We start from the raw sequence: 25,209 nt of genomic DNA on the forward strand, positions 1-25,209 counted from the left end.
TTGGTCGCCGGCGCCCATGGACAGATATCGGTCTTGATTGATGGCCTTCCCGCGCGTCGCGCGTTCCTGTTCCTGTCCGCCGTCGGCATGATGTTCCCGAGCACCGCTCCCGCGGAGAGCCTGGCGGACGCGGTGGCCATCGCCTACGCGCGCAATCCGTCGATCGAGCGCCAACGCTACGCGCTCGACGCGGTCAACGAAGGCTATGTCCAGGCGCGCGCGCAGTATGGCCCGACGCTGAGCGTACAGGGGAACGGCACCTACACGACGGGCCGGCAATATGGCGTCTCGGCGACAACGAAGACGGCATCGGCGGTCGCGTCGCTCAACCAGCCGCTCTACACCGCCGGTCGCCTCAAAGGGCAGCTCGACGCCGCCAAGAGCAACGTCGAGGCCGGCCGGCAGAACCTGCGCTCGGTCGAGCAGCAGCTCGTCCAGAACGTCGTCTCCGTCTACGCCGCCGTGCTGCGCGACGAGCAGCGGCTGGCGATCGCGCGCGAGAACGTCACCGTCCTGCAGGACCAGCTTCGCGAGAGCCGCGAGCGGTACGCTCGGGTGGGCCGCGGCCAGGGCGCCGGCGACGTCACGCTGACCGACGTCGGACAGGCCGATGCGCGGCTGGCGCAGGCGCTGATCACGCTCGCCGACTATGAGTCGACGCTGGCGATCACGCGGTCGCAATATCTCCAGGTCGTCGGCCAGAACCCGGGCACGCTGGAGCCGCTGCCCGAACTCGCCGGCCTGCCCGGCTCGATCGACGAGGCGTTCGCGTCCGCCGAGACGCGCAACCCGGATCTGCTCGCCGCCAAGTATAACGAGCAGGCGTCGGGTGCCGCCGCCGCCTCGGCGCGCGGCGCGCGCGGGCCGACGGTCGCGCTCTCGGCGCAGGCCATCTACCAAAACCGCTTCTTCCCCTTCGAGGATCAGCCAGGCGGCAAGCAGGTCGTCGCCGGCATCACCGTCACCCAGCCGCTGTTCGCCAGCGGCGCGATCCAGTCGCGCGTGCGCGAGGCGGACGCGCGCAACGGCGCCGATCAGGAAGCGGTGGAGGAGAACCGCCGTGCCGCGATCCAGGCGGTCTCGACGGCCTGGAACCAGCTCGCCGCCTCGCGCAACGCGCTGACCTCGGGCGAGCGGCAGGTCGCCTCCGCTCAGCTCGCCTATGCCGGAATGCACCGCGAGGAGCTGTACGGGCTGCGCTCGACGATCGACACGCTCAACGCCGAGCAGGAGCTCGTCTCCGCGCAGCTCGGCTACGTCCAGAACCGCTACAGCGAATACCTGTCGCGCGCGCAGCTCCTCGCCGCGATCGGCGACCTGCGCGCCGCCTCCGTCACCCGCGACCTCGACAGCTACGACGTCGACGCACGCTTCCGCGCCGTGCGCAACCGGGGGCGCACGCCGCTGGAACCGGTGGCGCGGCTGGTCGACCGGATCGGCTCCGCCTCGCCCCGCCGCCCGGTGGTGGCGGACCTGCGCGGCGAGGAGCGGCCGATGCCGAGCGACGCGGCGGCGCTGCCGCCGACGCCGAGCGCCGAGGACATGCAGCGCCGCCTCGTGCCGGTGACGCAGAGCCCGCTGGTGCCGGCCGCGAGCCTGCCTGGAGGGCTGCCTCCGGCGCCGGACCTGCCCCCGGCGCCGCCGCTCAATCCCGCGACCAGCGCCGGCCGATGATCGCTCTCCACCCGCTCGCATTCGAGGTCGCACGATGACGCGCCAGCTTCCCGCGCGCCCTGGCGATCGCGCCCAGTCGCCGCTGCGCCGTGCGCTGGCGCTCGGCTCGACGCCGCTCACCTTCGCGGCGCTGTTCAGCCTCGTCAGCAACCTCCTCTACCTGGCGCTGCCGATCTACACCAATCAGATCTACTCGCGCGTGCTGAGCAGCCAGTCGATGGCGACGCTGGTGGTGCTGACGCTGGCCGCCGCCTTCGTCTTCCTCGTCTCCAGCGTGATCGACCATTTCCGCGATCAGGTGCTCGTCGGGTTCGGCGTGGTGTTCGATCAGCAGGTGTCGAGCCACGTCTTCTCCGCCTTGTTCGACGCGGTGGTGCGGCGGCAGAGCACGCGTGCGCAGGCGCTGCGCGACCTCGACGTCGTGCGTCAGACGATCGGCGGGCCGGCGATCGGCGCCTTGTTCGACCTGCCGTGGATGCCGGTATTCATGCTGATCCTGTTCACGGTGGACCCGTGGATCGGGGTGGCCACGCTCCTCGGCGGCGTGGTCCTCGTCATCCTGGCAGTGATGCAGGATCGCGCCACCCACTCCGCGCTGAAGACAGCGAGCCGCGCCGCCGTGCAGAGCTACGGCTTCACCGACGCGGCGCTGCGCAACGGCGAGGTCGTGCGCGCGCTCGGCATGCTGCCGCGGCTCGGCAGCCAGTGGGCGGTGTTCCGCGCCCAGTCCCTGCAGGCGGGATCGGTGGCGGCGGAGCGTTCCTCCGTCTACGGCGCGGCGATCCGCTACGTGCGGATGCTGATCCAGCTCGTGGTCATCGCGCTCGGCGCGCTGCTGGTCGTGCGGCGCGACATCACCTCGGGGCTGCTGTTCGCCAACATGATCCTCGCCGCGCGCGCGCTGGCGCCGATCGAGCGTATCGTCGGATCGTGGAAGGGGCTGTTCGAGGCGACGCAGGCGTACAAGCGGCTTGAGACGGCGATCGCCGACTTCGAGCCGCCGACGCCCGTTACCCAGCTTCCCACGCCTGCCGGTCAGCTCAGCGTTGAGGAGGTTAATTTCGCGCCCGGCGGCTCGCTGTCGCTGGTACTGCTCGGCGTGTCGTTTCGCGTCGAGGCGGGCGAGATGGTCGGCATCATCGGGCCGTCGGGCGCGGGCAAGTCCTCGCTCGCGCGGCTGCTCGTCGGCATCTGGAAACCCAACAGCGGCGCCGTCCGCCTCGACGGGGCCGACGTCTACAGCTGGGATCGCGAGGATTTCGGCCGCCACGTCGCCTATCAGCCGCAGGATACCGAGCTGTTCGGCGGAACCGTTCGCGACAACATCGCGCGTTTCCGTGCCGACGCCGACGATGCCGACGTGGTCCGCGCGGCGATCGCGGCGGGCGCGCACGACCTGATCCTGCGGCTACCCGACGGTTACGATACGCAGCTCGGCGAGGGCGCCGCGATCCTGTCGGCGGGGCAGCGCCAGCGCGTCGGCCTCGCGCGCACGCTGTTCGGGGATCCCAAGCTGGTGGTGCTCGACGAACCCAACGCCAATCTGGACGCGGAGGGCGAGCAGGCGCTGCTGCGCGCGCTCGCCGGGCTGAAGCAACGGGGCACGACCGTGATCCTGATCTCGCACAAGCCCGCCGCCTTCATGCACGCCGACAAACTGCTCGTGCTGCAGGCCGGGCGCGTCACTAATTATGGCCCGCGCGATGAGGTGATGGCCCGGCTCGCGCCACGCCCGCCGGTCGCGGAGGTGAGGGCATGAGCCGGCTGGCGGGCGCCGCGCGCCGCTTCCTCTTTCCCACTTCGGTCGACGCTGCGACGGCTGACGCTGCCGCCTTCCGCCCCGCCGGCGACGCCGATCCGGATCGCATCGTCCGGCTGCGGCTGCGCCGGCCGATCCTGGCCGGCAGCATCATCGTGCTGGTGCTGGTGGTGGGGCTGCTCGTCTGGGCGACCTTCTTCTCGATCGCCGGCGCCGTTGTCGCGCCGGGCACGGTGCGCGTCGAGAGCAACCTCAAGCAGGTCAAGTATCGCGACGGCGGCATCGTCCGCAACATCGCCGTCCACGAGGGCGACCGCGTGCGGCGCGGTCAGGTACTGATGCGCTTCGATCGCGTGACGAGCCAGGCCACCGTCGATATCTACCAGTCGCAATACTATAGCACGCTCGCCCAGGTCGCCCGGTTGCAGGCCGAGGCGCAGAACGCCGCCGACCTCCGCCTGCCGCCGGAACTCGCCGCCGGGCAAAGCGACCCGGCCGTGGCGGCGCTGATTGCCGGCCAGCGCACGCTGTTCGCCGCGCGCATGACGCTCTATCGCAGTCAGGCCGAGGTGCTGCGCGCTCAGGCGAGCCAGATCTCCACGCAGATCGCGGGGATGCGCGCGCAGGCGAGCTCGATCGACGCGCAGTCCGGCCTGATCGACGACGAACTTGGCGGCGTCCGCGACCTCAACAAGCTCGGCTACGCGCCACGTTCGCGGCTGCTCGCGCTGGAGCGTAGCGCCGTCGCGCTGAAAGGCCAGCGCGGCAGCACCCAATCCGACATCGCCCGCGCCTCGCAGGGGATCGGCGATGTTCGCCTCCAGATCGCCCAGCTCGACGACAAGCGCGAGACCGACGCCGCCGATGGCCTGCGCGACGCGCAGGACAAGCTCGCCGACATCGTGCCCAAGCTGCGCGCCGCGCAGCAGAGCCTGGAGCAGACGCTGGTGCGCGCGCCCGTCGACGGCACCGTGCTTAACCTCACGCAGTTCACCGAGGGCGGCGTGGCGCAGCCGGGCGAGACGCTGATGCAGATCGTGCCGAGCGGCCAGCCGCTCGAGATCACCGCGATGGTTCGCCCAACCGACATCGCCGAGCTGCGCGTCGGGATGCCGGCGCGGGTGACGCTCACCGCCTACAACCCGCGCACGACGCCGCAGATCGACGGCCGGGTCGTGCTGGTCTCCGCCGATGCCACCACCGATCCCGAGAGCAAGACGTCCTTCTATGTCGTCCGCGTCAAGGTCGATCCGCGCGAGCTCGCCAAGGCGGGGCCGGACGTGAAGCTGACGCCCGGCATGCCCGCCACCGTCGCGATCGTCACCGGCAGCCGCACCGTGATGGACTATCTGCTCGGTCCGATGACGGAGGCGATGCGCACCGCGATGCGCGAGCGCTAGGCGCGTGCCGGCGGAGGCGCGCCTCGGCTTCCTGATCGCGGGCGTGCAGAAGGCGGGGACGAGCGCGCTCCACGCTTATTTGGGCGAGGTGCGCGATCTCCAGCTTCCGGCGGTGAAGGAGGCGCACTTCTTCGACGACGAGGAAGGCGTCGACTGGAGCGCGCCCGATCCCGCTCGGCTGCACGCCTTGTTCGCCGACGACGGGCGGCTGCGCGGCGAGGCGACCCCGATCACGCTCTACTGGCCGAACGCGCTGGAGCGCGCGCATGACTACAACCCGGCGATCAGGCTGGTGCTGTTGTTCCGCGACCCCGTCGAGCGCGCCTTCTCGCACTGGCGGATGGAGTGGTCCAGGCGCACGGAGACGCTGGACTTCGCGACCGCCATTCGGGAGGGCCGCGCGCGGATGGCCGGTGCCGCCCCCTACCCCGGCTTTCACCGCGTGTTCAGCTATGTCGAGCGCGGCTTCTACGGTCGCCAGCTCGCGCGCGCGCGGGCGCTGTTCCCGCGGGAACAGATCCTGTGCCTGCCGCACTGGCTGCTCGATCGACAGCCCGACGAGGCGGTGCGGCGCGTCTGCGCCTTCCTCGGCGTGGCACCGCCGGCGGCGCCGCTCGCCCCGCGCCGCGTCCGCGTCGCCCCCGACGTGGCCTACCCATCCAGCCTGACGCCGGCGGACGTGGCGCACCTGCATGACGCCTTCGCGGCCGAGACCCGGCGCTTCCACGATCTCGCCGGCGCGGAGGATTGGCGGTTCGGGCCTGGCCCTGGCGGGTGATGGGCGAGAAACGTAGCGCGAATACCGTGTGTTACCCGCCAGCCACAACGGAGTTAATCGTTCAGCGGCGGCAACCCTTTCCATGTTGCACGGTTCTCCAGGCTCGGCTAACCATTGTGCGGGCCTACTCGTCTGGCCACCACGCGGCGTTCCCGAACGCCGAAGGGTGTCACCGGGTGGTAACACCTCCGACCTCTAGAGGGGGGAGGGCATAGTGGTGCCTGATAGGTTCGATGGAGGGTTACTAAGATGGCTGGTTATGTTTTCGAGAATATGAGCGATCAGGACGCGGCGGCATTTGGCGATGGTGATACCCTGCTGTTTAGGTCGGCGACTGCCAACCAAGTGAACGTTCAGCCGTATTCCAACGGTTCGTCGGGTGCGAACGTAAACTCGGGCATCACGCTTAGCTTTGGCGGCATCTCGCATACGTTCAATGCGTCGATCTCGACTGCGTCGCAGATGGGCAACATCGTTTTCAACGATGCGTCGCATCTCGTTATCGGCACGCAGGCCGGCGCCGAAACCCTGACTCTGCAGGGGAATGTGGGTGCGACCGGCAGCGGAACGGCAGGCATGAACGTCGACCCGAACACGGTCTACGCCCTCGGTGGTGCTGACACCATCAACGCGTCGATGTCCGCAGCAGGCGTTTCGAACTACCTGAACGGTGGCTTCGGTGCCGACACGATCATGGGCGGCAACGCGAACAACCACATCTACGGCAACTCGCAGTTTTCGCAGGTTGGTGACGTCGATCCCGGCAACCGTACTCCGGATGCGGGTGACACGATCACTGTCGGCAGTGGCACCAACTACATTAACGGTAACGCGGGTACGGACACCATCACCGTTGGTAGCAATGCCACCGCTCCGACGACTTCGCCCGGCGGCAACACGACTCCGGGTACGGCGGCGAGCACCGGTGACAACCGCGTGTTCGGCGGCGCGGACGCGGATACCATCACCATTCGGGGCGCGGGCCTCAACCAGGTCAACGGCAACACCGGTAACGACACGATCACCGCTAGCACCGCGGTGGGCGACAATACGCTGCGCGGCGGCATGGGAGACGACAGCATCACGGCTGGCCATGGCCATGACGTGGTGATGGGCGATGTCGGCAACGACACGCTAATCGTCTCGGGCGAGACCACCGGCGCGACTGCCGGCACCGCGAGCAACACGCACATCACGCAGCTCACCGGCAGTCAGGGTTCCGATACGTTCGACTTCTCGGCGGCGGGCGCGGGCATTGCCTCCACCTTCGCGGGCAGCAGCACGAGCGGCGGCACGGCGGGTCAGACCTACTACCAGACGATCACCGACTTTTCGGTGGCCGACGCTGATCGTCTGTCCCTGACGACCACCACGCCGTCCGGCCAGACCCCGCAGGTCGCGCACTCGGCGACGGTGTTCACCAGTGTGCACGACGCGGAGATCTTCGCGCAGACGCAGCTGAACCCGCCGTCGGGCAACGCGGCGCAGGTCTCGGTGCTCAACGTCGGTTCGGCGAACAACGCCTACGTGTTCTACAACGACGCGAACGGTGGCGACCCGACCTCGGGCAACGATGCGGCCCAGGGCCTCGGCATCATCCACCTCACCGGTGTGGATGCCAACTCGATCTCGAACCCGAGCTTCCAGGGCTTCTGATCGCCTCGCCTCGGCGAGAATGAAGAAGGGCCGGTCCTGCGGGACCGGCCCTTTTTTATTTCACGCTTTCCAGCGTTTCGAGCCGGTGGCTCTACGGTGGTCTACGCTGAGATGACGTCGTCGATCAGCGAGAGCCAACCGGGAATGCCCACCGCGCTCGCATCATATCGCCGCACCACGGTGGCACGGGCACCCTCCCGAAGCTGCATGAACGAAGCCGGGTGACTCACGGCTTCGACAAGCCGCACGGACAAGCCCGCGACGTCGAAGAAGTCGACCAGCAGCCCGTTCTCGCCCGGCACGATCGCGTCGCGCACCGGCGCCGTATCCGATCCGACGATCAGGCACCCGCAGGCCATCGCCTCGATCAACGACCAGGACAGCACGAACGGATAGGTCAGGTAGACGTGCGCCGCCGACAGCGACAGCGCGGCGACCATGGTGGCATGCGGCACGCGGCCGAGGAAGTGAACGCGCGCGAGATCGATCCTGCCGCCCAGTTCACGCAGCATCGCGTCCTTCCACGTCGATCCGCCTGGAGCGGCGGCGCCATAGCCCTGTTCGGCATCGGTGCCGATCACGACGACGTGCGCATCGGGACGCTCCGCGAGCAGCGCGGGCAGCGCGCGCATGAAGATGTGGAAGCCGCGCAGCGGCTCCAGCGTGCGGCTGATGAAGGTGACGACCGGATCGCCCGCGACGAGGACCTTGCCATCGGGCAGCACCATGCGCGCCGCCGGCCGCCTCGACGCCGCCGCGATGTCGATGCCCTCATGATGCACGGTGATCCGCTCGCGCAGCGAGGCCGGAAAGGTCGACGCCTGAAAGGGCGTCGGGCAGACGATTCGGTCGGCGAGCACGTAGGCAAAGGCCTGTGTCGCGTTGCGCGCGTTCAGCGCCACCGCATCGGCGACGCCGAAGTCGGGTGCGGTGAACTCGGGATCGAAGCCGAGATCGCCGCCGCGCGCGACATAGTAATATTCGCCGAGCAGGATCAGCTTCGCCTCGGGCCACACCTCCTTCAGGTGCAGCGTCTCGCCCCAGCCGGGATTGCCGATGATGACGTCGGGCATGAAGCCGTCGCGGCGCAGTCCCACCGCGGTATCGGCGGCGGCGGCGGCGCGGATCAGGTCCGCCTCGGCGCGCACCGCGTGGGGAAAGAGGCCGGGCGTCGTGCTCTTCGCGTTGCTCCAGCGCCGCAGGTCCACCCCCGGCATGCCGCGCGCGGAGGCCGAGCCGATCGCCGCCACCCGATCGCCGCGCGCGAGCAGAGCGCGCGCGATATGCGGAAACTGGCCGGGGAAGTTTTGGTGGACGAGGAGGACGGAGCGCCGCGCCGTCACAGCCGGACCCGGTAGGTCTTGACGATCACCTCCACGTCGCCGCGCACGACGCTGTAGCGCGCCTGGTAGACGCCGGCGGGCCAGCCGCCCGCCGGTGTCTTCCGGCCGACCGACAGGATCGTCACCGCCTTGTCGTGATCGAGCGGCGGCTGCCCGCCGTCCACGACGATACGCGCGTCGGGTCCGGTGACGACGATGCGCTGCACGTCGCCGCGCTCCAGCCCGATCGCCTGCGCGAAGGCGACCAGCGCCGGGCCATCGCGGCTGGGCCTCGGCAGCTGATCGGCGCCCCCCTCCTGCGCCTCCTGTTCCTCGACGACGCGGGTGGCGAAGCCGGTGAGCAGCACCTCGCCGGACTGGTAAGGCAGCCGGTCCCGCCACAGCGCGGTGCCACCGCCACACGATCCCGGCGCCGCCCCGACGGCGAACGGATCGACGACGCGGCCGTCCTTGCGCACGGTGATGTGGAGGTGGGGGAACTCGGTATCGCCCGAGAGGCCGACGCGCGCGATCGCGCGGCCGGCGCGCACGCGCTGCCCCGGCCGCACCGCGATGCTGCCCTCCGCCAGGTGGCAATACTGCGTTTCCCACCCGCCGCCATGATCGATGACGATGCCGTTGCCGCATTGCTGGCCCTCGACGGCGGCGCGCCCGCGCCTGTCGACATTGATGTCGGGCACGCCGTCGCGCACGCGCAGCACGCGACCGCGCGCGGCGGCGAGCACGGCAACCCCGGCACGCTGCTCCGCCATGCTCGGCAGCCGAATGTCGACGCCATTGTGGCCGTCGTAGCTGCGCCCGCCGCAATGCCAGTCGCGCACGGCGGGGCCGGGATCGGCATCGATATAGTTCTGGACGAAGCAGCTCTGCCCCAGCCTGCATTGCAGCGGAAAGCCGAGGCGGAAGCCAGGCGGCGCCCGGTGCGCGCCGAGCAGAGAAGCCGCGCCGAGCGCGACGAGCAACGAGCGGGACGGGATCATCGGCCGGGTCTCCGAACCAGGGCTTCGAGACGGTCGAGCATCCGGCGGCCGACGGCGGCGGCGTCGCGGTGCCGCCAGAGCAGCGCCGAGGCGCGGCGCGCCCGCGCGCGCCAGCGTTCGGGGTGGTCGAGCAGCGCCGCCATCGCCTCGTACCAGTCGTGCGCGAACAGCGCCGCATCGGCGAAGCGCGGATCGGCGCGATAGGCCGCGCAGTCCTCGACGACCGGCAGCAGGCCCAGCGCCGCATAGTCGAGCAGCTTGACGTCGGACTTGCCGTCGTTGAACGCGCTCGGCGCGAGCGGCGCCAGCCCGGCGTCGAACGGCCCCTGTCCGCGCAGCCAGCGGACGAAGCGCGGATAGGAGACGGCTTCCGCGGGCGGCGCCAGGCTGTCGAGCCAGGGCGCGGGCGCGGTGCCGGTCTCGATGCCGACCAACGTCAGGCGAAACGCGTCCGGCCGCTCCTCCGCGAGCCGCTGCAGCGCGGGACGCAGCCGCGCGAAGTCGGCGGCGTGGGTATGCGTGCCCATGTAGAGCAGGCGCAGCCGACGATCGCCGAAGAGCTCGTCCGGCGCGCGCCGCCAGTCCCGCCACAGCCGCGGATCGAGACCGTTCGGGATCACCACCGCGCTGCCGCCGGTGCCGGCGTAGAGCCGCGCGAGCGCGGGCGTGGAGAACCAGCTCTCGGCGGCGGCCGCCATGGCGCGCTCCAGCGCGGCGTTGAGCGGGCGATAGAAGGCGGCCTCGGGATGGTCGTTGCCGATCGCCGCGAAGGCGTCGTCGACGTCGGTGACGAGCGCCGCGCCCTGCCGTCCCAGCCGACCGACCAGCGCGTCGACCGCGTCGCGATCGGGAAGCGCGGTGCGCTGAACGATGCAGACGTCGCAAGTCGGCACCTCCCCGTCGCCGCCCAGCGTGAGCGACACACGGTCCGCGACGCCAGGATCGGTGAGCGGCGCGACGATGCGGACATAGGCCGAACTCTGCGGCCCGTGCGCGGCGATCCGCGTGACGAGATGGACGCGGATCGGCGGATCGCTGCGGCGCGGCGCGGCCGGACGCACGCGTGGCGGCAGGCCGAGGCGCGCCAGCACGTCGGCGACGATCGTCTCGGCGCGGCGATCGAAGCTATGCGCCTCGCCGACCTCGCGGGCTATCCTCGCCGCCTCCTCCTCGGGCACGCGCGGGGCATCGATCGCGGCGCGCAGGTCCTCCGGCGAGCCGACCTCCACGACCGCATCGCCGAACAGGCCGGCGACCCCGGGCACCGCGTCGGTGATCGCGCGACCGCCGGCGGCGACGACATCGAACAGCCGGTTGGAGACGATGCCGAACGCGCGCATCGAAGGCCAGTGATCGTTGAGCACCGCGCCCGCCCCGGCGTAGAGCGGCCCCAGCACGTCGTTGTCCAGCGCCTCGCCCGCGATCAGCTCCGCAGGCACGAAGCCGTCCCAGCCGCCGCCGTAGATCGTCGGGTTCCGCCCGGCAGAGATCGACCAGCCGATCACCGGCCGCCGCACGCCGCGCGAGTTGCCGCAAAAAAGCAGCGCCGGAGCCTCGGCCGCGCGCGGCTCGGGCCTGAACAGCCCGGGGTCCGTCGCCTGGAGCAGCGGCGACACCGGCACCTGCACGATGTGGGCGAGCAGCGCGGCGTGGCTCGGCGACGCGGTGTAGACGCGATCGAACCGCTCCATCTCGTCGAACGGCACCTGATCGGGATGGCTGATGATCCACAGGACGCCGATCTGTCCGACGCGCGGCGCGTAGGGGATGAGGCCGCGCAGCACGATCGCGACATCCTCGTCGGCGAGCGCGTGGCCGCCCCACTCCTCCCGGCAATCGATCCGCGCATCGTGGCCGAGGCGGCGGATCGCCGCCGCCAGCGCCTCCGCGAAATGCCAATCCCCCCACACCGCCCGCTCCGCGCGGGGTGCCGCGATCTTGATGGCGAACGCTAGCCTCAGCTTCTCGGCGAAGGCCGCGCTGCCCACCGCCCCGCCTTCGCGCAGCTTGGTGGCGACCAGCTTCTGGTAGGCGGCGGGCTCGCGCATCGTGATGCGGCTGTCATCGCTCCGCGCGTCCGAATAGTCGCAGCCGACGAACGGCGCGTAGGCGACGGGCCGGTCGCGGGTGGTGCGCAGGATGAAGTCCCAATCGACCATGCGGCGCAATGCCGGATCGAAGCGCTCGCCGGTGTCGCGTCGATGGCAGAAGACGTTGAGGTCGATATAGTTGGAGGCGAGGCAGGCGTCCCAGTCGAAGTCCGCGCCGCGATAGCCCGCGAGGTGGCCGCGCCCGTCGCGCAACGCCAGCCCGGCATAAGCTGCATCCGCGCCGCCCGAGACGAGCAGCCGGACCATGACCTCCAGGAACCACGGCACCCAGCGATTGTCGCTGTCGAGATAGGCGACGACCGCCCCGCTCGCCCGATCGAGCCCGAGATTGCGCGCGGCCGAGACGCCGGCGTGGGCGGCGCGCACCAGCACCACGCGCGGATCGACGAGGAACGGCTCCACTAACCGCACCGTATCGTCAGTGGAGCCGTCGTCGACGACGATGAGCTCGAACGCGGCGTGGCTCTGCGCGAGGACGGAGCGGATCGCCGCCGCGACCGCTTCCGCGCGGTTCCATACCGGCATGACGACGCTCACCTTGGTGGCGGCGGCGTTCGCGATCGTGGGGGCGTCGAGGCCGGCCATCGCGTCAAGGAAGCCACGCTCCCGTCGCCCGTCAAAGCGGCGGCTGTGACGCATCAGCTCCTCGCCGTCCGCCGGCACGGCGGCAGGCACGCCGATCCGCCCCTCGCGCTGGCCGATCGTCATGAAGTGCATCAGCGGATCGCCGTCCACGTCGCCATAGGCGCTTCGATAGTGGCCGGCGTCGAACAGCGGGCCGGTGGAGCGCGCTTCCTTCCAGCCGTGGTGCATATAGTGGTGGAGCGGGTGGACGCCGGCGTCGAAAACGTCGGCGTTGACGGCGTTGTACCAGCTCGATTGAAAGAAGGGGTTGGGATCGAGCGCGTCGGCCTCGCGGCCGTGGCGGGCATAGTGGGCGAGCGGGTTGTCGGCACGGATCAGCGCCACCGTCTCGGCATCGAGCGCGCCGACGTGGCGTTCGGCGCGCTTCACGAGTGTCTTGACGATCGGCTCGTCGTCGAGCTCGCCGGGGGCGTCGACGATCGCGATGCCGTCTTCGGATACGAGGCCGACGCGCCCGTCCGCCGCCACCGGCGCCAGCCCGAACAGCCGCTCGCAGGCGTGGGCGAGGCGGCCGTCGCGCGCACCGGCCTCCTCGAAGCCCCGCGCCTGCGCGATCGCCTCCAGCGTTAGGAAGGCATCGGTGCGCGCCCAGAAGAAGGTGCCCGCGAAGAAACCCCAATCCGCCGGCGGATAGCGGCCGCCCATCACCTCGCCCGCCAGCGCCGGCAGCAGCGCCCCGTTGTCGAACAGGTTGGCGGCGGCGGACTTGTAGAGCGCCGCCGGCCCGACGAGCGCGAGCGCGGGATCGGCGGCGAAGGCGTCGAGGATCGCGCGGACCTGCGCGTCGGACGCGATCATGCCGTCGATGGCGAGTGCCCGCCACTCGGCGGCATAGCCCGATCGGCCCTTCTTGGTGTGGAGCTTGGCGATCACCTCCGCGCCACGCGAGCGGGCGAGCGGCAGCACCTGGAGGAAGGGCAGCACGTCGAAGCCGCGATCGGGCACCGCGATGCGCTCGACTAAGCCGGGCACGCGATCAAGCGCGGCGGAGACGGCGTCGGGCAGGGGCGCGGAGTGGGTGGCGAAGAGGTCGATGTCCGGCCGGCCGAGCGCGGCGAAGCGGTCGATCAGCTCGACCGCCACATCCGGATAATAGAGGTGGAGGTGCGCCGCCGCTCTCATGCCGTGCCGCCCGCGCGACGCAGCATCTGGCGCGCGTAGTAGGCGGTGTCGAACAGCCGGCTGGGGTTGCGCCCCTCGGCCGCGCCGATGGTGACGTAGTGGACGATCGGGTCGAGGCCGCTCTCGCCCACGTCCGGGTAAGTGGCGAGGTAAAAGTCGCGATCGAACAGCCCGCTGAGTTCGATAGTGCGAGCGGTTTCGGCCAAGTTGCCATCGCCGGATTCACGTGCGCGCGCCCGTTCGGCGGCGGGAGCTACTGTTGGCGGCGGCGGCGGCGACACTTCGCTACGCGGGGCTCGGCGGTGGCGGAGTTCGTCGTGCACCACGTCGTCCGTGATCCAGGGCGCCTCCCGCAGCCGGTCCGCCACGCGGTCGAGCGCGGCGCGCGCGCCCTCCCCGTCCTCCTCCGCCAGCGCCTCGAATGCCGCCTCCGCCGTGCGGACGAGGGTATCAAGCTCGGCGAAGTCGGTGGCCCCCGCCCCGCCCTCATGATGATGCAGGCCGCGATCGAGGAAGGCGTCAACGTCCGCCCCGAAGCCCTCGGGCGGCGCCCACTCCGTCCGATCGAGCAACGGCGCCAAGCGCGACGCCTCCGCGCGCCAGTCGGCGAGCAGCCGGTCGTAGCGCACGATCGCGCGCGGCAGCCCGCGCGTGTCGCGCTCGGCGTCGAGCATGTGCCTGAGCCACAGCAGCCGCGCGCAGGCGAGCGTCGTGCCGTCGCGCGCGTCGAGCGAGGCGGCGACCGCATCCGCCCCGCGCAGCATCAGCGCCGCGCGCATCGCATAGCCGCGCTCCGCCAGCGTCTCGCGCAGGAACGGCACGAAGCGGCACTGGCGCGGATCCTTGAGCGCGATCACCGGCGCGTCGCCGAAGGCGGCGGCGATCGCGCCGCCGAGATCGGCGCGGTGCGCGGCACGCGTCGCATCGGGCAACCGGTCGAGTTCCAGCGGGCGGGGATCGAACCAGCTCGACTTCGCCGCACGAAGCAGGCGCTCGCCCGCGCGCGCGACGCCGACGGATTCGAAGTAGCCGCGAGCGTTCTCGCCGGTCGCCGCCATCGCGTCGCCGGGCAGCGCCGCACCCATGCGCCCGACCAGCCAGGTGAGCGCGGAGGTGCCGCTGCGATGCATGCCGAGCACGGCCACCGCCGTCCGGGCAAGCCCGGTCGCGTCGTGGCTGTTCGGCGTCGCCTGCATCGCGAAGCGGTTAGTCGCCGCCGTCCGCCCGGTCCAGCATGGCCTCGTCGCACATCGAAGCCACCCAGCCCGCTCCTGCCGAAGGCTGCGGGTTGGCGGGAGATGGCGTCGCCACCTCGCCATGTTCGATGCCGCCGGCGTGACGTAGGAAGATCGACATGACGCGCGCGACCCCCTCCGGCGTCACCTCGCGCAGATCGTCCGCGAAGTAGCGGCCGCGCGCCTGCGGTCCGGTGACGATCTCGTAGGACGGGAAGTACCAGACGCCCGGTAGCGTATCCGCCACCTCCTGCGCCGCGACGCGCAGCACCGCCTTCGAGTAGGTGGTCGCGGCGAGCACGTGCCGCCCCGACATGGTGGCGGCGAGCGGCACCGGCGAGACGGTGAGGATCACGCGCGCCGCCGGGTTGACCGCGCGCAGCTGCCCGATCGCGGCGGCGAGCTGCCCGCGCACCTCTCCCGCGGTCAGGTTGCGGAAGGCGTGGCGGTCGGGATCGAAGCGGCCGGCCGCCACCCCCGGGCAGAGCGGGAAGGCGGCGCCGTCCACCCGAGACACCCAGGTCTCGGTGAGGCCGAGCGTGAACACCAGCACGTCCAGCGTCCGCATCATCTCGGCGACGGCGGCGAGGTGCTGCGCGCGATCATCCTCCAGCTCGGCAAGCGAGCCGAAGCCCGTGGGCTGCACGGTCGGCCGGAAGGGATCGGCGAGCCGGCCGTCGGGCAGCCCCCAGGCGGGCTCGTGCGGTACGAAGCGGCGTTCGGCGCGATCGAGGAGCTGGAGAAGCTGGAGCGTGGTGTAGATGTTGCCGTAGCGCGCGGTGAACAGGCCGTAGCCCGCCGCCCGCGCCGCGTCCGCAGGCATCAGCGGGTGCGCCGTCTCGGTGACGAGGCGGTGGAAGCCGGCCGCCTCCAGGTGGCGGGCGATGTGCTGCGCGAAGCAGCTTCCGGCGGTGGCGACGCGGTCCGTGGGCAACAGGCGGGGAAAGTCGCCCGCCACGGGATCGACCATCCCGTCGGCGCGCGCGACCGATCGCCGCCAGTAGGCCTCGTCAGGCAGGTGGCGATAGGGGTGGTCGCTCACGGCCTCTCCAGCGCGCGGATCAGCAGCTCGGCATAATCGCCATTGCCGTGCGTCGCATCCCCCGCCAGCTCGGGCCGCAGGAAGCCGTCGGCGTCGAGCGCCGCGCGCGGCACCGGCAGCCACGCGCAGCCGAGCCCCTCCACCTCTCGCCGCATCAGCCGGGAGGCGAGCCGCCACATGCGGTAGCGCAGGCTAGCGGGCGCCACCCCCCGCGCCGTGATGCCGCGCTCGACGAAGTAGCGGTCGGCGGCCGCCGCTATCAGCCGATCGTCGCGGAGCGGCGGCACGCTTTCGACGTGGACGAACGCGCCGACGACGGCGTGGAGCGCCGTCAGCCGCGCGCGATCGGCCGCCTGCCCGGCGCGCAGCGCCTCGGCGACCAACGCCTCGGGCACACGCTCGGCCGCCGGATCGAGCGGCGGCGACGGCTCGCCCGAGAGGTGGAAGTCGAACGGCCGCTCGTGGCGCAGCAGCGCCAGCGCGTTGTGGACGTTGCCGCCGATCACGGAGGCGACCAGCGGATCGTGCAGCGCCACCTGATCGCGGATCTCCGCCTCCAGCAGCGGGCCGAAGCGCGGCGGAGCGCCTTCCGTCAGATCGGGCGCGAGACGGGGATCGCGCGTGTAGATCGATCGCGTGCGTGGCGCACCCGGATCGGCCTCGCGCCGCACCTTGGCGGCATCGCGGATCGCGGCGACGTGGCTCTCGCCGACGAAGAGCAGCGCGCGCTTCACCACGCGCCGCCGATGCGGTCCGGACGGGCGAGGCCGGCGCCGTGCAGCACCGACACGACGAGGCCGAGCAGGCTGATCCCCGCGAAGGTGTCGAACCGCGTCTCGCGCAGGTGTCGGAGCACGCGCACTCGATCGACCTCCTCCCACAGCGCCAGTGGCGTCGAGAACAGCGTGGCTAGGCGGGCGCGGACGTCGGGCTCGTTGATCGAGAACTGCCAGCTCCCGAACAGCGGCAGGTCGGCGGGCGCGAGGATCGGCGCCACGTCCGGCGCGCCCGGCAGCTCGGCATCCCAGCGCTGATGCGCGAAGGGCAGCGCCAGCAGCTCGGGCGCGCCGCGCTCGACGATGCGATAATGGGCGAGGTCGCGGCGGCGCTCGCCGGCGGTCATGCGGAAGGCGAGCGTGGTGAGCGACCGCACGCCGAGGGGCGCCAGCGGCTGGCGCTCGAACGACTTCACCGCGCGCACGCCGCCCAGCCAGTTGGGGATGCGGTGGCGCAGGTAGAAGAGATCGGGCAGCGCCCCAGTTTCATCGTCCTCGGTGGCGAGCCGGCCGAGTTCGTCATGCAGCGTCGCGACGAGGCGCCGCCGCGCAGCGGGGCGGAGGATATCGAGCGGGTCGAACGGCCCTTGCGCGTGCACCAGCGCCACGGGGTCCCCGTCCGCCGGCAGCAGGCGCTTGGCGTAAGGGCGCAGCAGCTCGCCCATATGCCCCGTCACCTGCGTGCTTTGGCCGGGCTGCCGGCCGGTGACGAGATCCCAGCCCCCCATGCCGCCATCGGTCTGGAAGGCCAGCCGCGCCAGCTCCTTCACCAGCCGCTCGGCGGGCCAGCGCGCGTCGCCGCCGGGCTGCACCGGTTCCTCGCGACGGTGCGGCAGGCCGAGCGTGGCGGCGATCTGCGCGCCGACGATCACGTCGGGATGCTCGGGCCGGCCGCGCGTGAACAGGTCGAGCCGGTCACGCAGCCCCGCGTGGGCGGCGATCGCGACCAGCGCGCGGCTGTCCTTGCCGCCGGTGACGGGAAGCGGGATCGCACCGTCGGTCTCCGCCAGAGCCATGGCGGCGGCGGCCTCCGCCATACCTTGTTCGAGCAGGGCTAGGTCGAAGCCGCGCGCTGCGCCCGGTTCAGGACCCACGCGCTCTCCCGTTGCCAGCCGCGCGTTCACCCAGCGCGCGCCCTGGGGCAACTGGCGGACGCCCGCCCAGCCGGTACGCGTGCCGAGCCGATAGCCGACGGCGGCGATCCAGGCGGCGCTCCCGGCATCCGCCTCGCGGCGGCCGGCGAGCCGCGCGACGAAGGCGGCGCGGTTGGCGATCGCGTCGTCGCGACCCGGCAGGTGGAAAATCTGCCCTATCCCAGCCGGGTCGCCGAACGCCTCCACCGTACCGCAGCGATGGACGCGTGCGACGACATATTCGCCGTGAACGTCCGGCGGCAACGCCCTGCCCGGCCCATCGCATAGCGCCGCCCACGCCCGCGCGTCGAGCAGATCGGCACGCCCGTCGCGATGCCGCCAGGCGACGCCGTGGAAGACGCACGCTTCGTCCTCTCCGAACCAGAACTGCGCGTCCGCCGCGTGGAAGCGACTGGCGGTGGCGAAGGCGGAGAGGTGCCACTCCCCGCGCGGCGTCGCGACGGTGCGCGAGACCTCGCGTTCCGCCACGACGTGCGCGTCGCGCCGCAGCGCCCGCGCCGCGCCGGCATCGCCGCGCCAGAGTGCGAAGAGCGCCATGTCGCGCGGCTTAGGCGATGAGGCGGGCGGGCGGAAGCGACGCCTCGACCTAACGCGCCGCCCGGCGTAGCGGGTGCTGCGATGAGCGACCGCCCGCCCACCCAGCTTGCCACCGACGATAATTTCGAGGCCGGTCTCTACCTCGCTGCCAATCGCGATGTGGCGGCGCACGTCGCGCGCGGCGGCAGCGCGTGGACGCACTTCGTAGCCCATGGCCGTCGGGAAGGGCGACGCCAGCTTCTGCCGGAGGCGGCCGGGCTCGCGGGCAGCCGCCAGCGGCGCAAGTATGAGCGGTTCGCCCAAGTGCTGGATGCCGCCAAGGGCGTGGGCGGCGGCTTCGCCTTCGTCGCCGAGCGGGGCGCCTTCCCCGTCCGCTACGGCGGCGATACCTACGATCTCGGCGCCTATGAGGCGGAGCCCGCCAATCCGGGGCTCGGCAGCTTCGTCGATCACGTCCGCGCACACCCCGATCGCCTGTTCGCCGACATCGGCTGCGGCCGCAGGAGCGAGCGGCTGGACAACTGCCTCTACCTGGAGGTGTATCCGTCGCCCTCCGCCGATCTCGTGATGGCGCCGGCCGCGCGCTACCCGATCGCGGATGCGGCGCTGGACGGCATCGGCTGCTTCGCGGTGTTGGAGCATGTGCCCGATCCCCACGCCATCGCGCGCGAGTTCGCGCGGATGGTGCGGCCGGGGGGCACGATCTTCATCGACTATCCCTTCCTGGTGCCCGTCCACGGCTATCCCTCGCACTACTTCAACGCGACGCGCGAGGGGCTGCTGTCGCTGTTCGCCGAAGCGTTCGAGACGGTGGAGGTGGAAACGCTGCCCAACCAGACGCCCGATCACGCGATCCGTTGGCAGCTCTCGGCATTGCGCGACGCGATCGGCGACGAAGGCGTGCGCGCGGAGTTCGACGCGATGTCGGTCGGCCGGCTGCTCGCGGAGGAGCCGGGCGGCGCTTTCTGGCGGCGCGTGCTCGCTTCCGTGCCGCCGCACGCGATCGCCGGGCTCGCCGCCGGCAACACGCTGGTCGCGCGCCGGCGTTGACGGCACATGGGCTCCGGTGGCAGTGGCTGCCGTCAGGCGCGGGTATAGCTCAATGGTAGAGCAGTAGCCTTCCAAGCTTCATACGCGGGTTCGATTCCCGCTACCCGCTCCAGGCACCGCCACGTCGTCGCCGTAGGTCTCGCGGCCGAGCAGCCGCACCGTCAAAGTGTAGGCGGTGACGGCGAGCGCGCCCGCGAAGAACAGGCCAAAGGTGCCGAAGGCGTAGCCGGCCGCAAGGATCAGGAACAGGTAGAGCCCCGGCGGCACCGAGACCAGCCGCTGCGAGATCAGCGGCGTGATGACGTTGGCCTGCACCACCCGCACGACCAGGTAGGTGGCGAGCACGCCCCAGATCGATCCCTGCCCCGCCGCCGCGACGATGATCGCGGGCACCATCGCCAGCGTCGGCCCGACATAGGGGATGAACTCGCTCAGGCCTCCGAGCAGGCCGAGCGCGACGGGCGCCTCCACGCCCGACCACCACAGGCCGAGCCCGATCATGACGCCCATCAGCACCATGGAGCAGACCTGCGTCAGCAACCACAGCTTCAGCGCCTCGCCTACGTCGTGTATCGCGGATGCTGCGACCTCCCGGTAGGAGGGCGGCACCAGCAGGACGAGCCCGCGCCGGTAGACGCCCGGCTGCGCCGCGAAGAAGATCGATCCCGCCAGGATGATGAGGAAGTTGGCGAAAAGCTCCAGCGTGCCCCACCCCGCGCCGATCGCGTACTTGGCGATGCCGCTGCCGCCGGTGCCCTTACCGAGCGAATCGGTGAGCAGCTTGCCGATCGGATTGCCCTCCAGCGACATCCGCAGCCGCGCCCAGTCGCCGGGCAGCGTCTGCTTGAGCTTGCCCGCCTGCCGGAGCGTCTCGTCCCCGAACAGCCAGCCGATCGTGGCGAAGAAGGCGATGAGCAGCACCGCCGCCACCGCTACCCCGCCGCCACGCGGCAGCGGCGTGCGCGCCGCCAGCCAGTTCGCCACCGCCGAGATCAGCACGGCGCCCAGCATCGCGCCGAACACCAGCAGCAGCAGGTCCGACGCGCGCACGACGAACACGACCACCGCCGACACGAACACCACCAGCCCCAGCCGGCGGATGAAGTGCCGATCCTCCTCGCGCGGTCGCAACCTGTTCATTCCTGTCCCCTATCGCGAAGCGGCGGCGACCGTCCTTAGCGCAGGCGAGTCTCGCACGGGAACGGCCGGGCCGGCCAGCCGCTTTGCGCGCGCTGGTGACGAGGGGCTTTGGAGACGATGATGAAGCGCACGGCATGGGTAGCGATGGCGGCGGGTGGCGGGGCGCTGGTGCTCGCGGCGGCGCTGTCGGTGCGGCTGGTCGCGATCTTGGGCGATGAGCCCGCGCGTGCGCGCGTTCCGCTGGTCGCGCCTGCTCCCGCGCCCGTCAAGCCGACACCGGCGCCGCCGCCGGTCCCGATGGCGCCCGCCGACCTCACCGTGCGCCGCGTGCTCGACGTGCCCGAGCCGATGCGCATTGGCGACTGGCGCTGGGACGAGGCGGGCGTGCCCGCCGGGCCGACGGTCATCACCGTCGATCTCGCCGCCGGCATGCTCTCGATCTTCCGTGGCGGCTGGGAGATCGGCACGGCGGCGATCGTCTACGGCGGCGACACCAAGCCCACCCCGCTCGGCACCTTCCCGATCACGCAGAAGGACGCGCACCACATCTCCAACCTCTACCACGCCGAGATGCCGTACATGCAGCGCCTGACCAACGACGGCGTCACCATCCACGGCACCGAGGGCATCCAGTCCGGCTGGGCGACGCATGGCTGCGTCGGCGTGCCGGTGGCGTTCGCGCGCAAGCTGTTCGGCGCGACGAAGCTCGGCGACCCGGTGATCGTGACCAGCGGCAAGCGGCTGGCGATGGGGCAGGCGATCGTGAAGGGGTGAGGGCGCGAAACCTCCGGCCCCAACAATCGCCGGCGCGAGGCGGCTGACGGACGCGAGTCGCGACGGCTGGCGGTTGGACACTTGCCAGAGGTCATGCGTGCGAAAGTGACGAAGTGAACACGTATGGAGGGACCACGCGTGCTCTCTGGGTGCTATTCGGACTGAGAAGGAGCCGGGACGAACGCTAAACCGGCAAGTCCAACATGTATCCAACATTCGGCGGGTCCGCCAACGCCCAGAAGCGGACCTATTAGGTGGCGTTCCTTGATCGGCTAATTGTCTCCAAACTCTTGTTCGAGGGCGCGCAACCTTGGGGCGAACGCCTTCATGGCCTCGCGGTGGCGATCATCCTGATCGGATCCCAATGCATTCGACCTCCTACAACTGCTTACCACCACGAAGGTCGGATCGGTTCCCGAGCGGGCAACGTGAGTCGCCATCAGGCGACGAATGCGTTGACCGTACACCCTGTTGAAGTCAGCCGCGTATCGCTTTTGCCTTCGGAAAGGGCAGTCGTGGCTTGAACTTGCCTCCCCGCCAACCACAGCAAGTCTGTAGGTCAAGTTCGTTGGTGAAGGATCGGTCTGAACCTGCGCATGTGCCGTGCATCCAATACAGACCGCCAGTAGGAGCGCAGATCGCATCCGCTGATCGTCCATCGGAAGGATCTATCTCGTCAACGTCGGCTTCCCACCACTATCGGACACGGCCTTCGTCATCCAGGACTTGATCCGGGATCCAGCTGCCTTCGAACCTGCAAGAAGGAAGAAGCTGGGCCCCGGAACAGGTCCGGGGTGACGATGTGGCCGCGTTCGACCTATCCAACCACCCTTGCCCGCCCCCCCGCCGCGCGCTATATCTCCACTGCCTTCTCGACATTGGAAACTCTGCCGAGGCCGGGCCCCACGGGGCGCGGTCGGAAGGCGCTCATGTCGTTTACGGACCCGTCGATGACCGATGTCGCCGCCATCTCCCGCCTCATCGAGCCGCACGCCCAGGCGCTCGGGCTGGCGCTGGTGCGCGTGAAGATGATCGGGGGGAAGAGCGATCCGACGTTGCAGGTGATGGCCGAGCGGCCCGACACGCGCCAGCTCGACCTCTCCGACTGCGAGACGCTCTCCCGCCACATCTCCGAGGCACTGGACGAGGCCGATCCGATCGCGGAGGCCTATCGGCTGGAAGTCTCGTCCCCCGGCATCGACCGGCCGCTGACCCGCCTCGCCGACTTCACCGACTGGGCGGGGCACGAGGCGCGCGTGCGGCTCGCCGAGCCGATCGACGGGCGCAAGCAGTTCGACGGCACGATCTCCGGCGCCGATGGCGACACCATTCGCTTCGACATAACCAAGGGCGGCGCCATCGCCGTGCCCTTCTCCGCCATCGCGTCCGCCAAGCTCACCTTGACCGACGCGCTCATCAAGGCCACCGCGCCGCTCGACACCGAGGGCGCGGACCGCATCGTACAGGAAGGATAGCCGAACCGTGGCCACGTCAGCCGTTTCCGCCAACAAGGCCGAGCTGCTCGCCATCGCCGACTCGGTCGCGCGCGAGAAGCTGATCGATCGCGAGATCGTGATCGAGGCGATGGAGGACGCGATCCAGCGCGCCGCCAAGACCAAGTACGGTGCCGAGATGGACATCCGCGCTAAGATCGACACCAAGGGCGGCGATCTCCGCCTGTGGCGCGTGGTGGAAGTGGTCGAGCAGGTCGACGACATCTACAAGCAGGTCAGCGAGGCCGACGCGCAGAAGCTCCAGAAGGGCGCCGCGTTGGGCGACTTCATTGTCGATCCGCTTCCCGCCATCGAGTTCGGCCGCGTGCAGGCGCAGGCATCCAAGCAGATCATCTTCCAGAAGGTCCGCGACGCCGAGCGCGAGCGTCAATATGGCGAGTTCAAGGACCGCGCCGGCGAGATCATCACCGGTGTGGTGAAGCGCGTGGAGTTCGGCCACATCGTCGTCGATCTCGGCCGCGCCGAGGGCGTCATCCGCCGCGACGCGCAGATCCCGCGCGAGGTGGTGCGCGTCGGCGATCGCATCCGCAGCCTGATCCTCAAGGTGGCGCGCGAAGTGCGCGGCCCGCAGATCTTCCTCTCCCGCGCGCATCCCGACTTCATGAAGAAGCTGTTCGCGCAGGAGGTGCCGGAGATCTACGATGGCGTCATCACCATCCAGGCCGCCGCGCGTGATCCGGGCAGCCGCGCCAAGATCGGCGTCATCAGCCGTGATTCGTCGATCGATCCGGTCGGCGCGTGCGTGGGCATGAAGGGCAGCCGCGTGCAGGCCGTCGTGCAGGAGATGCAGGGCGAGAAGATCGACATCATCCCCTGGTCGCCCGACGTCGCCACCTTCGTGGTCAACGCGCTCCAGCCCGCGCACGTCGCCCGCGTCATCATCGACGAGGACGAGGAGCGCATCGAGGTGGTGGTGCCCGACGACCAGCTTTCCCTGGCGATCGGCCGGCGCGGGCAGAATGTACGGCTCGCGTCCCAGCTCACCGGCAAGGCGATCGACATCCTCACCGAGCAGGACGCGTCCGAGAAGCGGCAGCGCGAGTTCGTCGAGCGTTCGGCGCTGTTCGAGCAGGAACTGGACGTCGACGAGACGCTGGCGCAGCTCCTCGTCGCAGAGGGCTTCTCCAACCTGGAGGAAGTCGCTTACGTCGATGTCGAGGAGATATCGCAGATCGAGGGTTTCGACGAGGATCTCGCCGCCGAGCTCCAGAACCGCGCGACCGAGGCGCTGGAGCGCAAGGAGGCCGAGAACCGCGAGGCACGCACCGCGCTGGGGCGTGGAGGACGCCCTGCTGGAACTCCCTTACTTCACGGAGGCGATGCTGGTGGTGCTCGGCAAGGCCGGCATCAAGACGCTGGACGACGTGGGCGACCTCGCCACCGACGAGCTCGTGCAGAAGAAGCGCATCGAGCCCCGCCGCCGTGCTGAGAACGCCCCCCCGGTGCGTGCGCGTCCCGAGGACAAGGGCGGCGTGCTCGCCGTCTTCAGCCTGAGCCAGGAGCAGGGCAACGAGATCATCATGGCGGCGCGCACCGCCGCCGGCTGGTTTCGCCGACGGGGAGGTCGCCCCGGCGGATGGCGAAGGATGATGCGCGAGACGGCCTGACGCCGGACGAAGAGCACGTCCCCGAGCGGACGTGCATCCTGACGCGCGCGACGGGAAGTCGCGCCGCGCTGATCCGGCTGGCGGTCTCGCCGGACGGCGCGGTGCTGCCCGACCTGCGCGCCAAGGGCGCCCGGGCGCGGCGCGTGGATTGGCGTGGACCGCGCCGCGCTGGAAGCCGCTCAGGCAAAGGGCAAGCTGAAGGGCGCGCTCGCGCGCGCCTTCAAGGGCAAGCCGCTTGCCATCCCCGACGACCTGCCCGACCGCATCGAGGACGGGCTGCGCCGCGCCTTCCTCGATCGGCTGGGGCTGGAGGCGCGCGCCGGCACGCTGCTCACCGGATCGGACCGAATCGAGGAGGCGGCGCGGCGCGGACGCGTCCACCTCCTCCTTCACGCCGCCGACGCCGGTGCCGACGGCAAACGCAAGCTCGATCAGGCGTGGCGCGTGGGCCGCGACGAGGAAGGATCGGACGCGCGGGGGGTGGTGTTGCCCGTCGAGCGCACCATATTGGCGATGGCGCTGGGCCGCGAGAACGTGGTACATATCGCCATCGTCGACCGGGCCGCCGCCAAGCGCGTTGAGCACGCGCTCGGCCGCTGGCGCGGCTATATCGGACCGGATGGTGGGGCGTCGCCTCAAGGCGCGGTCTCGGACACCGCGGCTGGAGCCGTTTCGGTGTCGGCGGAAGAACAGGAACTGGGTAGTCGATGAGCGAGACTGAGAAGCCGAAGCTGGGTATGCGCGCGCCGCTAGGGCTGAAGCGCACGGTCGAGACGGGCAAGGTGAAGCAGAGCTTCTCCCACGGCCGCTCGAACACCGTGATCGTCGAGACCAAGCGCTCGCGCGTGCTCCGCCGGCCCGGCGATCCGGAGCCGCAGCCCGAGGCGCCCGTAGAGGCGGTGCCCGCGCCCG

Annotated in this window: 17 protein-coding genes, 1 tRNA gene and 2 pseudogenes; 12 read left to right on the plus strand and 8 right to left on the minus strand. The window is 70.7% G+C overall.

The genetic code is table 11. From position 1 onward, the window contains the following. Nucleotides 1–33: 33 nt before the first annotated feature. From ACOFKX_RS01050 to ACOFKX_RS01070, 5 genes are all read left to right on the plus strand, one after another. Complete coding sequence (locus ACOFKX_RS01050; protein ID WP_419825244.1) at nt 34–1,674, plus strand: TolC family outer membrane protein; 1,641 nt, start codon at nt 34–36, stop codon at nt 1,672–1,674. A gap of 34 nt (nt 1,675–1,708) precedes the next feature. After that, nucleotides 1,709–3,433: a type I secretion system permease/ATPase gene (locus tag ACOFKX_RS01055; protein WP_419825245.1), complete on the plus strand. Its 1,725-nt coding sequence runs from the start codon at nt 1,709–1,711 to the stop codon at nt 3,431–3,433. Further along, nucleotides 3,430–4,833, plus strand: a complete 1,404-nt coding sequence (locus ACOFKX_RS01060) for an HlyD family type I secretion periplasmic adaptor subunit (protein WP_419825246.1) — start codon at nt 3,430–3,432, stop codon at nt 4,831–4,833. The genes ACOFKX_RS01055 and ACOFKX_RS01060 overlap by 4 nt, the downstream gene beginning before the upstream one ends. A gap of 4 nt (nt 4,834–4,837) precedes the next feature. Continuing rightward, the gene (locus ACOFKX_RS01065; protein WP_419825247.1) at nt 4,838–5,611 is read left to right on the plus strand and encodes a sulfotransferase domain-containing protein; all 774 of its coding nucleotides are present in this window, start codon (nt 4,838–4,840) and stop codon (nt 5,609–5,611) included. Between the two features lie 249 nt (nt 5,612–5,860). Beyond that, nucleotides 5,861–7,267: a beta strand repeat-containing protein gene (locus tag ACOFKX_RS01070; protein WP_419825248.1), complete on the plus strand. Its 1,407-nt coding sequence runs from the start codon at nt 5,861–5,863 to the stop codon at nt 7,265–7,267. A gap of 101 nt (nt 7,268–7,368) precedes the next feature. Here the strand turns inward: ACOFKX_RS01070 and ACOFKX_RS01075 are convergent, their stop codons facing one another. From ACOFKX_RS01075 to ACOFKX_RS01105, 7 genes are read right to left on the minus strand one after another with little or no spacing between them, the layout of a single operon-like run. Continuing rightward, the gene (locus tag ACOFKX_RS01075) at nt 7,369–8,610 is read right to left on the minus strand and encodes a glycosyltransferase (RefSeq protein WP_419825249.1); all 1,242 of its coding nucleotides are present in this window, start codon (nt 8,608–8,610) and stop codon (nt 7,369–7,371) included. Further along, nucleotides 8,607–9,590, minus strand: a complete 984-nt coding sequence (locus ACOFKX_RS01080; RefSeq protein ID WP_419825250.1) for a M23 family metallopeptidase — start codon at nt 9,588–9,590, stop codon at nt 8,607–8,609. Before ACOFKX_RS01080 ends, ACOFKX_RS01075 begins: the two co-directional genes overlap by 4 nt. Next, the gene (locus tag ACOFKX_RS01085; protein WP_419825251.1) at nt 9,587–13,468 is read right to left on the minus strand and encodes a glycosyltransferase; all 3,882 of its coding nucleotides are present in this window, start codon (nt 13,466–13,468) and stop codon (nt 9,587–9,589) included. Before ACOFKX_RS01085 ends, ACOFKX_RS01080 begins: the two co-directional genes overlap by 4 nt. After that, nucleotides 13,465–14,664 (minus strand): sulfotransferase family protein, encoded by a 1,200-nt coding sequence (locus ACOFKX_RS01090; RefSeq protein WP_419825252.1) that lies wholly within the window; start codon nt 14,662–14,664, stop codon nt 13,465–13,467. Before ACOFKX_RS01090 ends, ACOFKX_RS01085 begins: the two co-directional genes overlap by 4 nt. A 10-nt stretch (nt 14,665–14,674) precedes the next feature. Continuing rightward, entirely contained in the window at nt 14,675–15,745 is a 1,071-nt protein-coding gene (locus ACOFKX_RS01095; RefSeq protein ID WP_419825253.1) for a GSCFA domain-containing protein, read from the minus strand. Then, on the minus strand, nt 15,742–16,479 hold the full coding sequence (locus tag ACOFKX_RS01100; RefSeq protein ID WP_419825254.1) for a hypothetical protein: 738 nt from the start codon (nt 16,477–16,479) through the stop codon (nt 15,742–15,744). The genes ACOFKX_RS01095 and ACOFKX_RS01100 overlap by 4 nt, the downstream gene beginning before the upstream one ends. Continuing rightward, a complete protein-coding gene (locus ACOFKX_RS01105; protein WP_419825255.1) occupies nt 16,476–18,212 on the minus strand; it encodes a hypothetical protein in 1,737 nt (578 codons plus the stop codon). The genes ACOFKX_RS01100 and ACOFKX_RS01105 overlap by 4 nt, the downstream gene beginning before the upstream one ends. Before the next feature lie 81 nt (nt 18,213–18,293). Between ACOFKX_RS01105 and ACOFKX_RS01110 the strand changes: the two genes are divergently transcribed. Continuing rightward, nucleotides 18,294–19,262 carry a class I SAM-dependent methyltransferase gene (locus tag ACOFKX_RS01110; protein ID WP_419825256.1) on the plus strand — a complete coding sequence of 323 codons (969 nt, stop codon included), beginning with the start codon at nt 18,294–18,296 and terminating at the stop codon, nt 19,260–19,262. 38 nt (nt 19,263–19,300) lie between these two features. Beyond that, nucleotides 19,301–19,374, plus strand: a tRNA-Gly gene (locus ACOFKX_RS01115). Here the strand turns inward: ACOFKX_RS01115 and ACOFKX_RS01120 are convergent. After that, the gene (locus ACOFKX_RS01120) at nt 19,341–20,402 is read right to left on the minus strand and encodes an AI-2E family transporter (RefSeq protein ID WP_419825257.1); all 1,062 of its coding nucleotides are present in this window, start codon (nt 20,400–20,402) and stop codon (nt 19,341–19,343) included. The genes ACOFKX_RS01115 and ACOFKX_RS01120 overlap by 34 nt on opposite strands. A gap of 120 nt (nt 20,403–20,522) precedes the next feature. Here ACOFKX_RS01120 and ACOFKX_RS01125 point away from each other — a divergent pair, with 120 nt between their 5' ends. The 5 genes and pseudogenes from ACOFKX_RS01125 to ACOFKX_RS01145 all read left to right on the plus strand — a co-directional run. Beyond that, nucleotides 20,523–21,176, plus strand: coding sequence for a L,D-transpeptidase family protein (locus tag ACOFKX_RS01125; RefSeq protein WP_419825258.1), 654 nt, complete (start codon nt 20,523–20,525; stop codon nt 21,174–21,176). Between the two features lie 950 nt (nt 21,177–22,126). Then, entirely contained in the window at nt 22,127–22,651 is a 525-nt protein-coding gene (gene rimP, locus ACOFKX_RS01130) for a ribosome maturation protein RimP (protein ID WP_419825259.1), read from the plus strand. A gap of 7 nt (nt 22,652–22,658) precedes the next feature. Then, nucleotides 22,659–24,297 (plus strand): annotated as a pseudogene (gene nusA / locus ACOFKX_RS01135) (transcription termination factor NusA). Continuing rightward, nucleotides 24,267–25,008 (plus strand): annotated as a pseudogene (locus ACOFKX_RS01140) (DUF448 domain-containing protein). Before nusA ends, ACOFKX_RS01140 begins: the two co-directional pseudogenes overlap by 31 nt. After that, the coding region (locus tag ACOFKX_RS01145) for a translation initiation factor IF-2 associated domain-containing protein (RefSeq protein ID WP_419825260.1) at nt 25,005–25,209 on the plus strand (205 nt) is incomplete at its 3' end. The pseudogene ACOFKX_RS01140 and the gene ACOFKX_RS01145, both read left to right, overlap by 4 nt.

Source organism: Sphingomonas sp. (assembly GCF_965200105.1).
In the GTDB taxonomy this organism is placed as follows: domain Bacteria; phylum Pseudomonadota; class Alphaproteobacteria; order Sphingomonadales; family Sphingomonadaceae; genus Solisphingomonas.

Excerpts from the sequence above, each read along its gene's own strand:
- ACOFKX_RS01055 (WP_419825245.1), top strand. The coding sequence starts at position 1,709 with ATGACGCGCCAGCTTCCCGCGCGCCCTGGCGATCGCGCCCAGTCGCCG.
- ACOFKX_RS01060 (WP_419825246.1), top strand. The coding sequence starts at position 3,430 with ATGAGCCGGCTGGCGGGCGCCGCGCGCCGCTTCCTCTTTCCCACTTCG.
- ACOFKX_RS01070 (WP_419825248.1), top strand. The coding sequence starts at position 5,861 with ATGGCTGGTTATGTTTTCGAGAATATGAGCGATCAGGACGCGGCGGCA.
- ACOFKX_RS01080 (WP_419825250.1), bottom strand. The coding sequence starts at position 9,590 with ATGATCCCGTCCCGCTCGTTGCTCGTCGCGCTCGGCGCGGCTTCTCTG.
- ACOFKX_RS01085 (WP_419825251.1), bottom strand. The coding sequence starts at position 13,468 with ATGAGAGCGGCGGCGCACCTCCACCTCTATTATCCGGATGTGGCGGTC.
- ACOFKX_RS01090 (WP_419825252.1), bottom strand. The coding sequence starts at position 14,664 with ATGCAGGCGACGCCGAACAGCCACGACGCGACCGGGCTTGCCCGGACG.
- ACOFKX_RS01105 (WP_419825255.1), bottom strand. The coding sequence starts at position 18,212 with ATGGCGCTCTTCGCACTCTGGCGCGGCGATGCCGGCGCGGCGCGGGCG.
- ACOFKX_RS01110 (WP_419825256.1), top strand. The coding sequence starts at position 18,294 with ATGAGCGACCGCCCGCCCACCCAGCTTGCCACCGACGATAATTTCGAG.
- ACOFKX_RS01120 (WP_419825257.1), bottom strand. The coding sequence starts at position 20,402 with ATGAACAGGTTGCGACCGCGCGAGGAGGATCGGCACTTCATCCGCCGG.
- ACOFKX_RS01125 (WP_419825258.1), top strand. The coding sequence starts at position 20,523 with ATGAAGCGCACGGCATGGGTAGCGATGGCGGCGGGTGGCGGGGCGCTG.
- rimP (WP_419825259.1), top strand. The coding sequence starts at position 22,127 with ATGACCGATGTCGCCGCCATCTCCCGCCTCATCGAGCCGCACGCCCAG.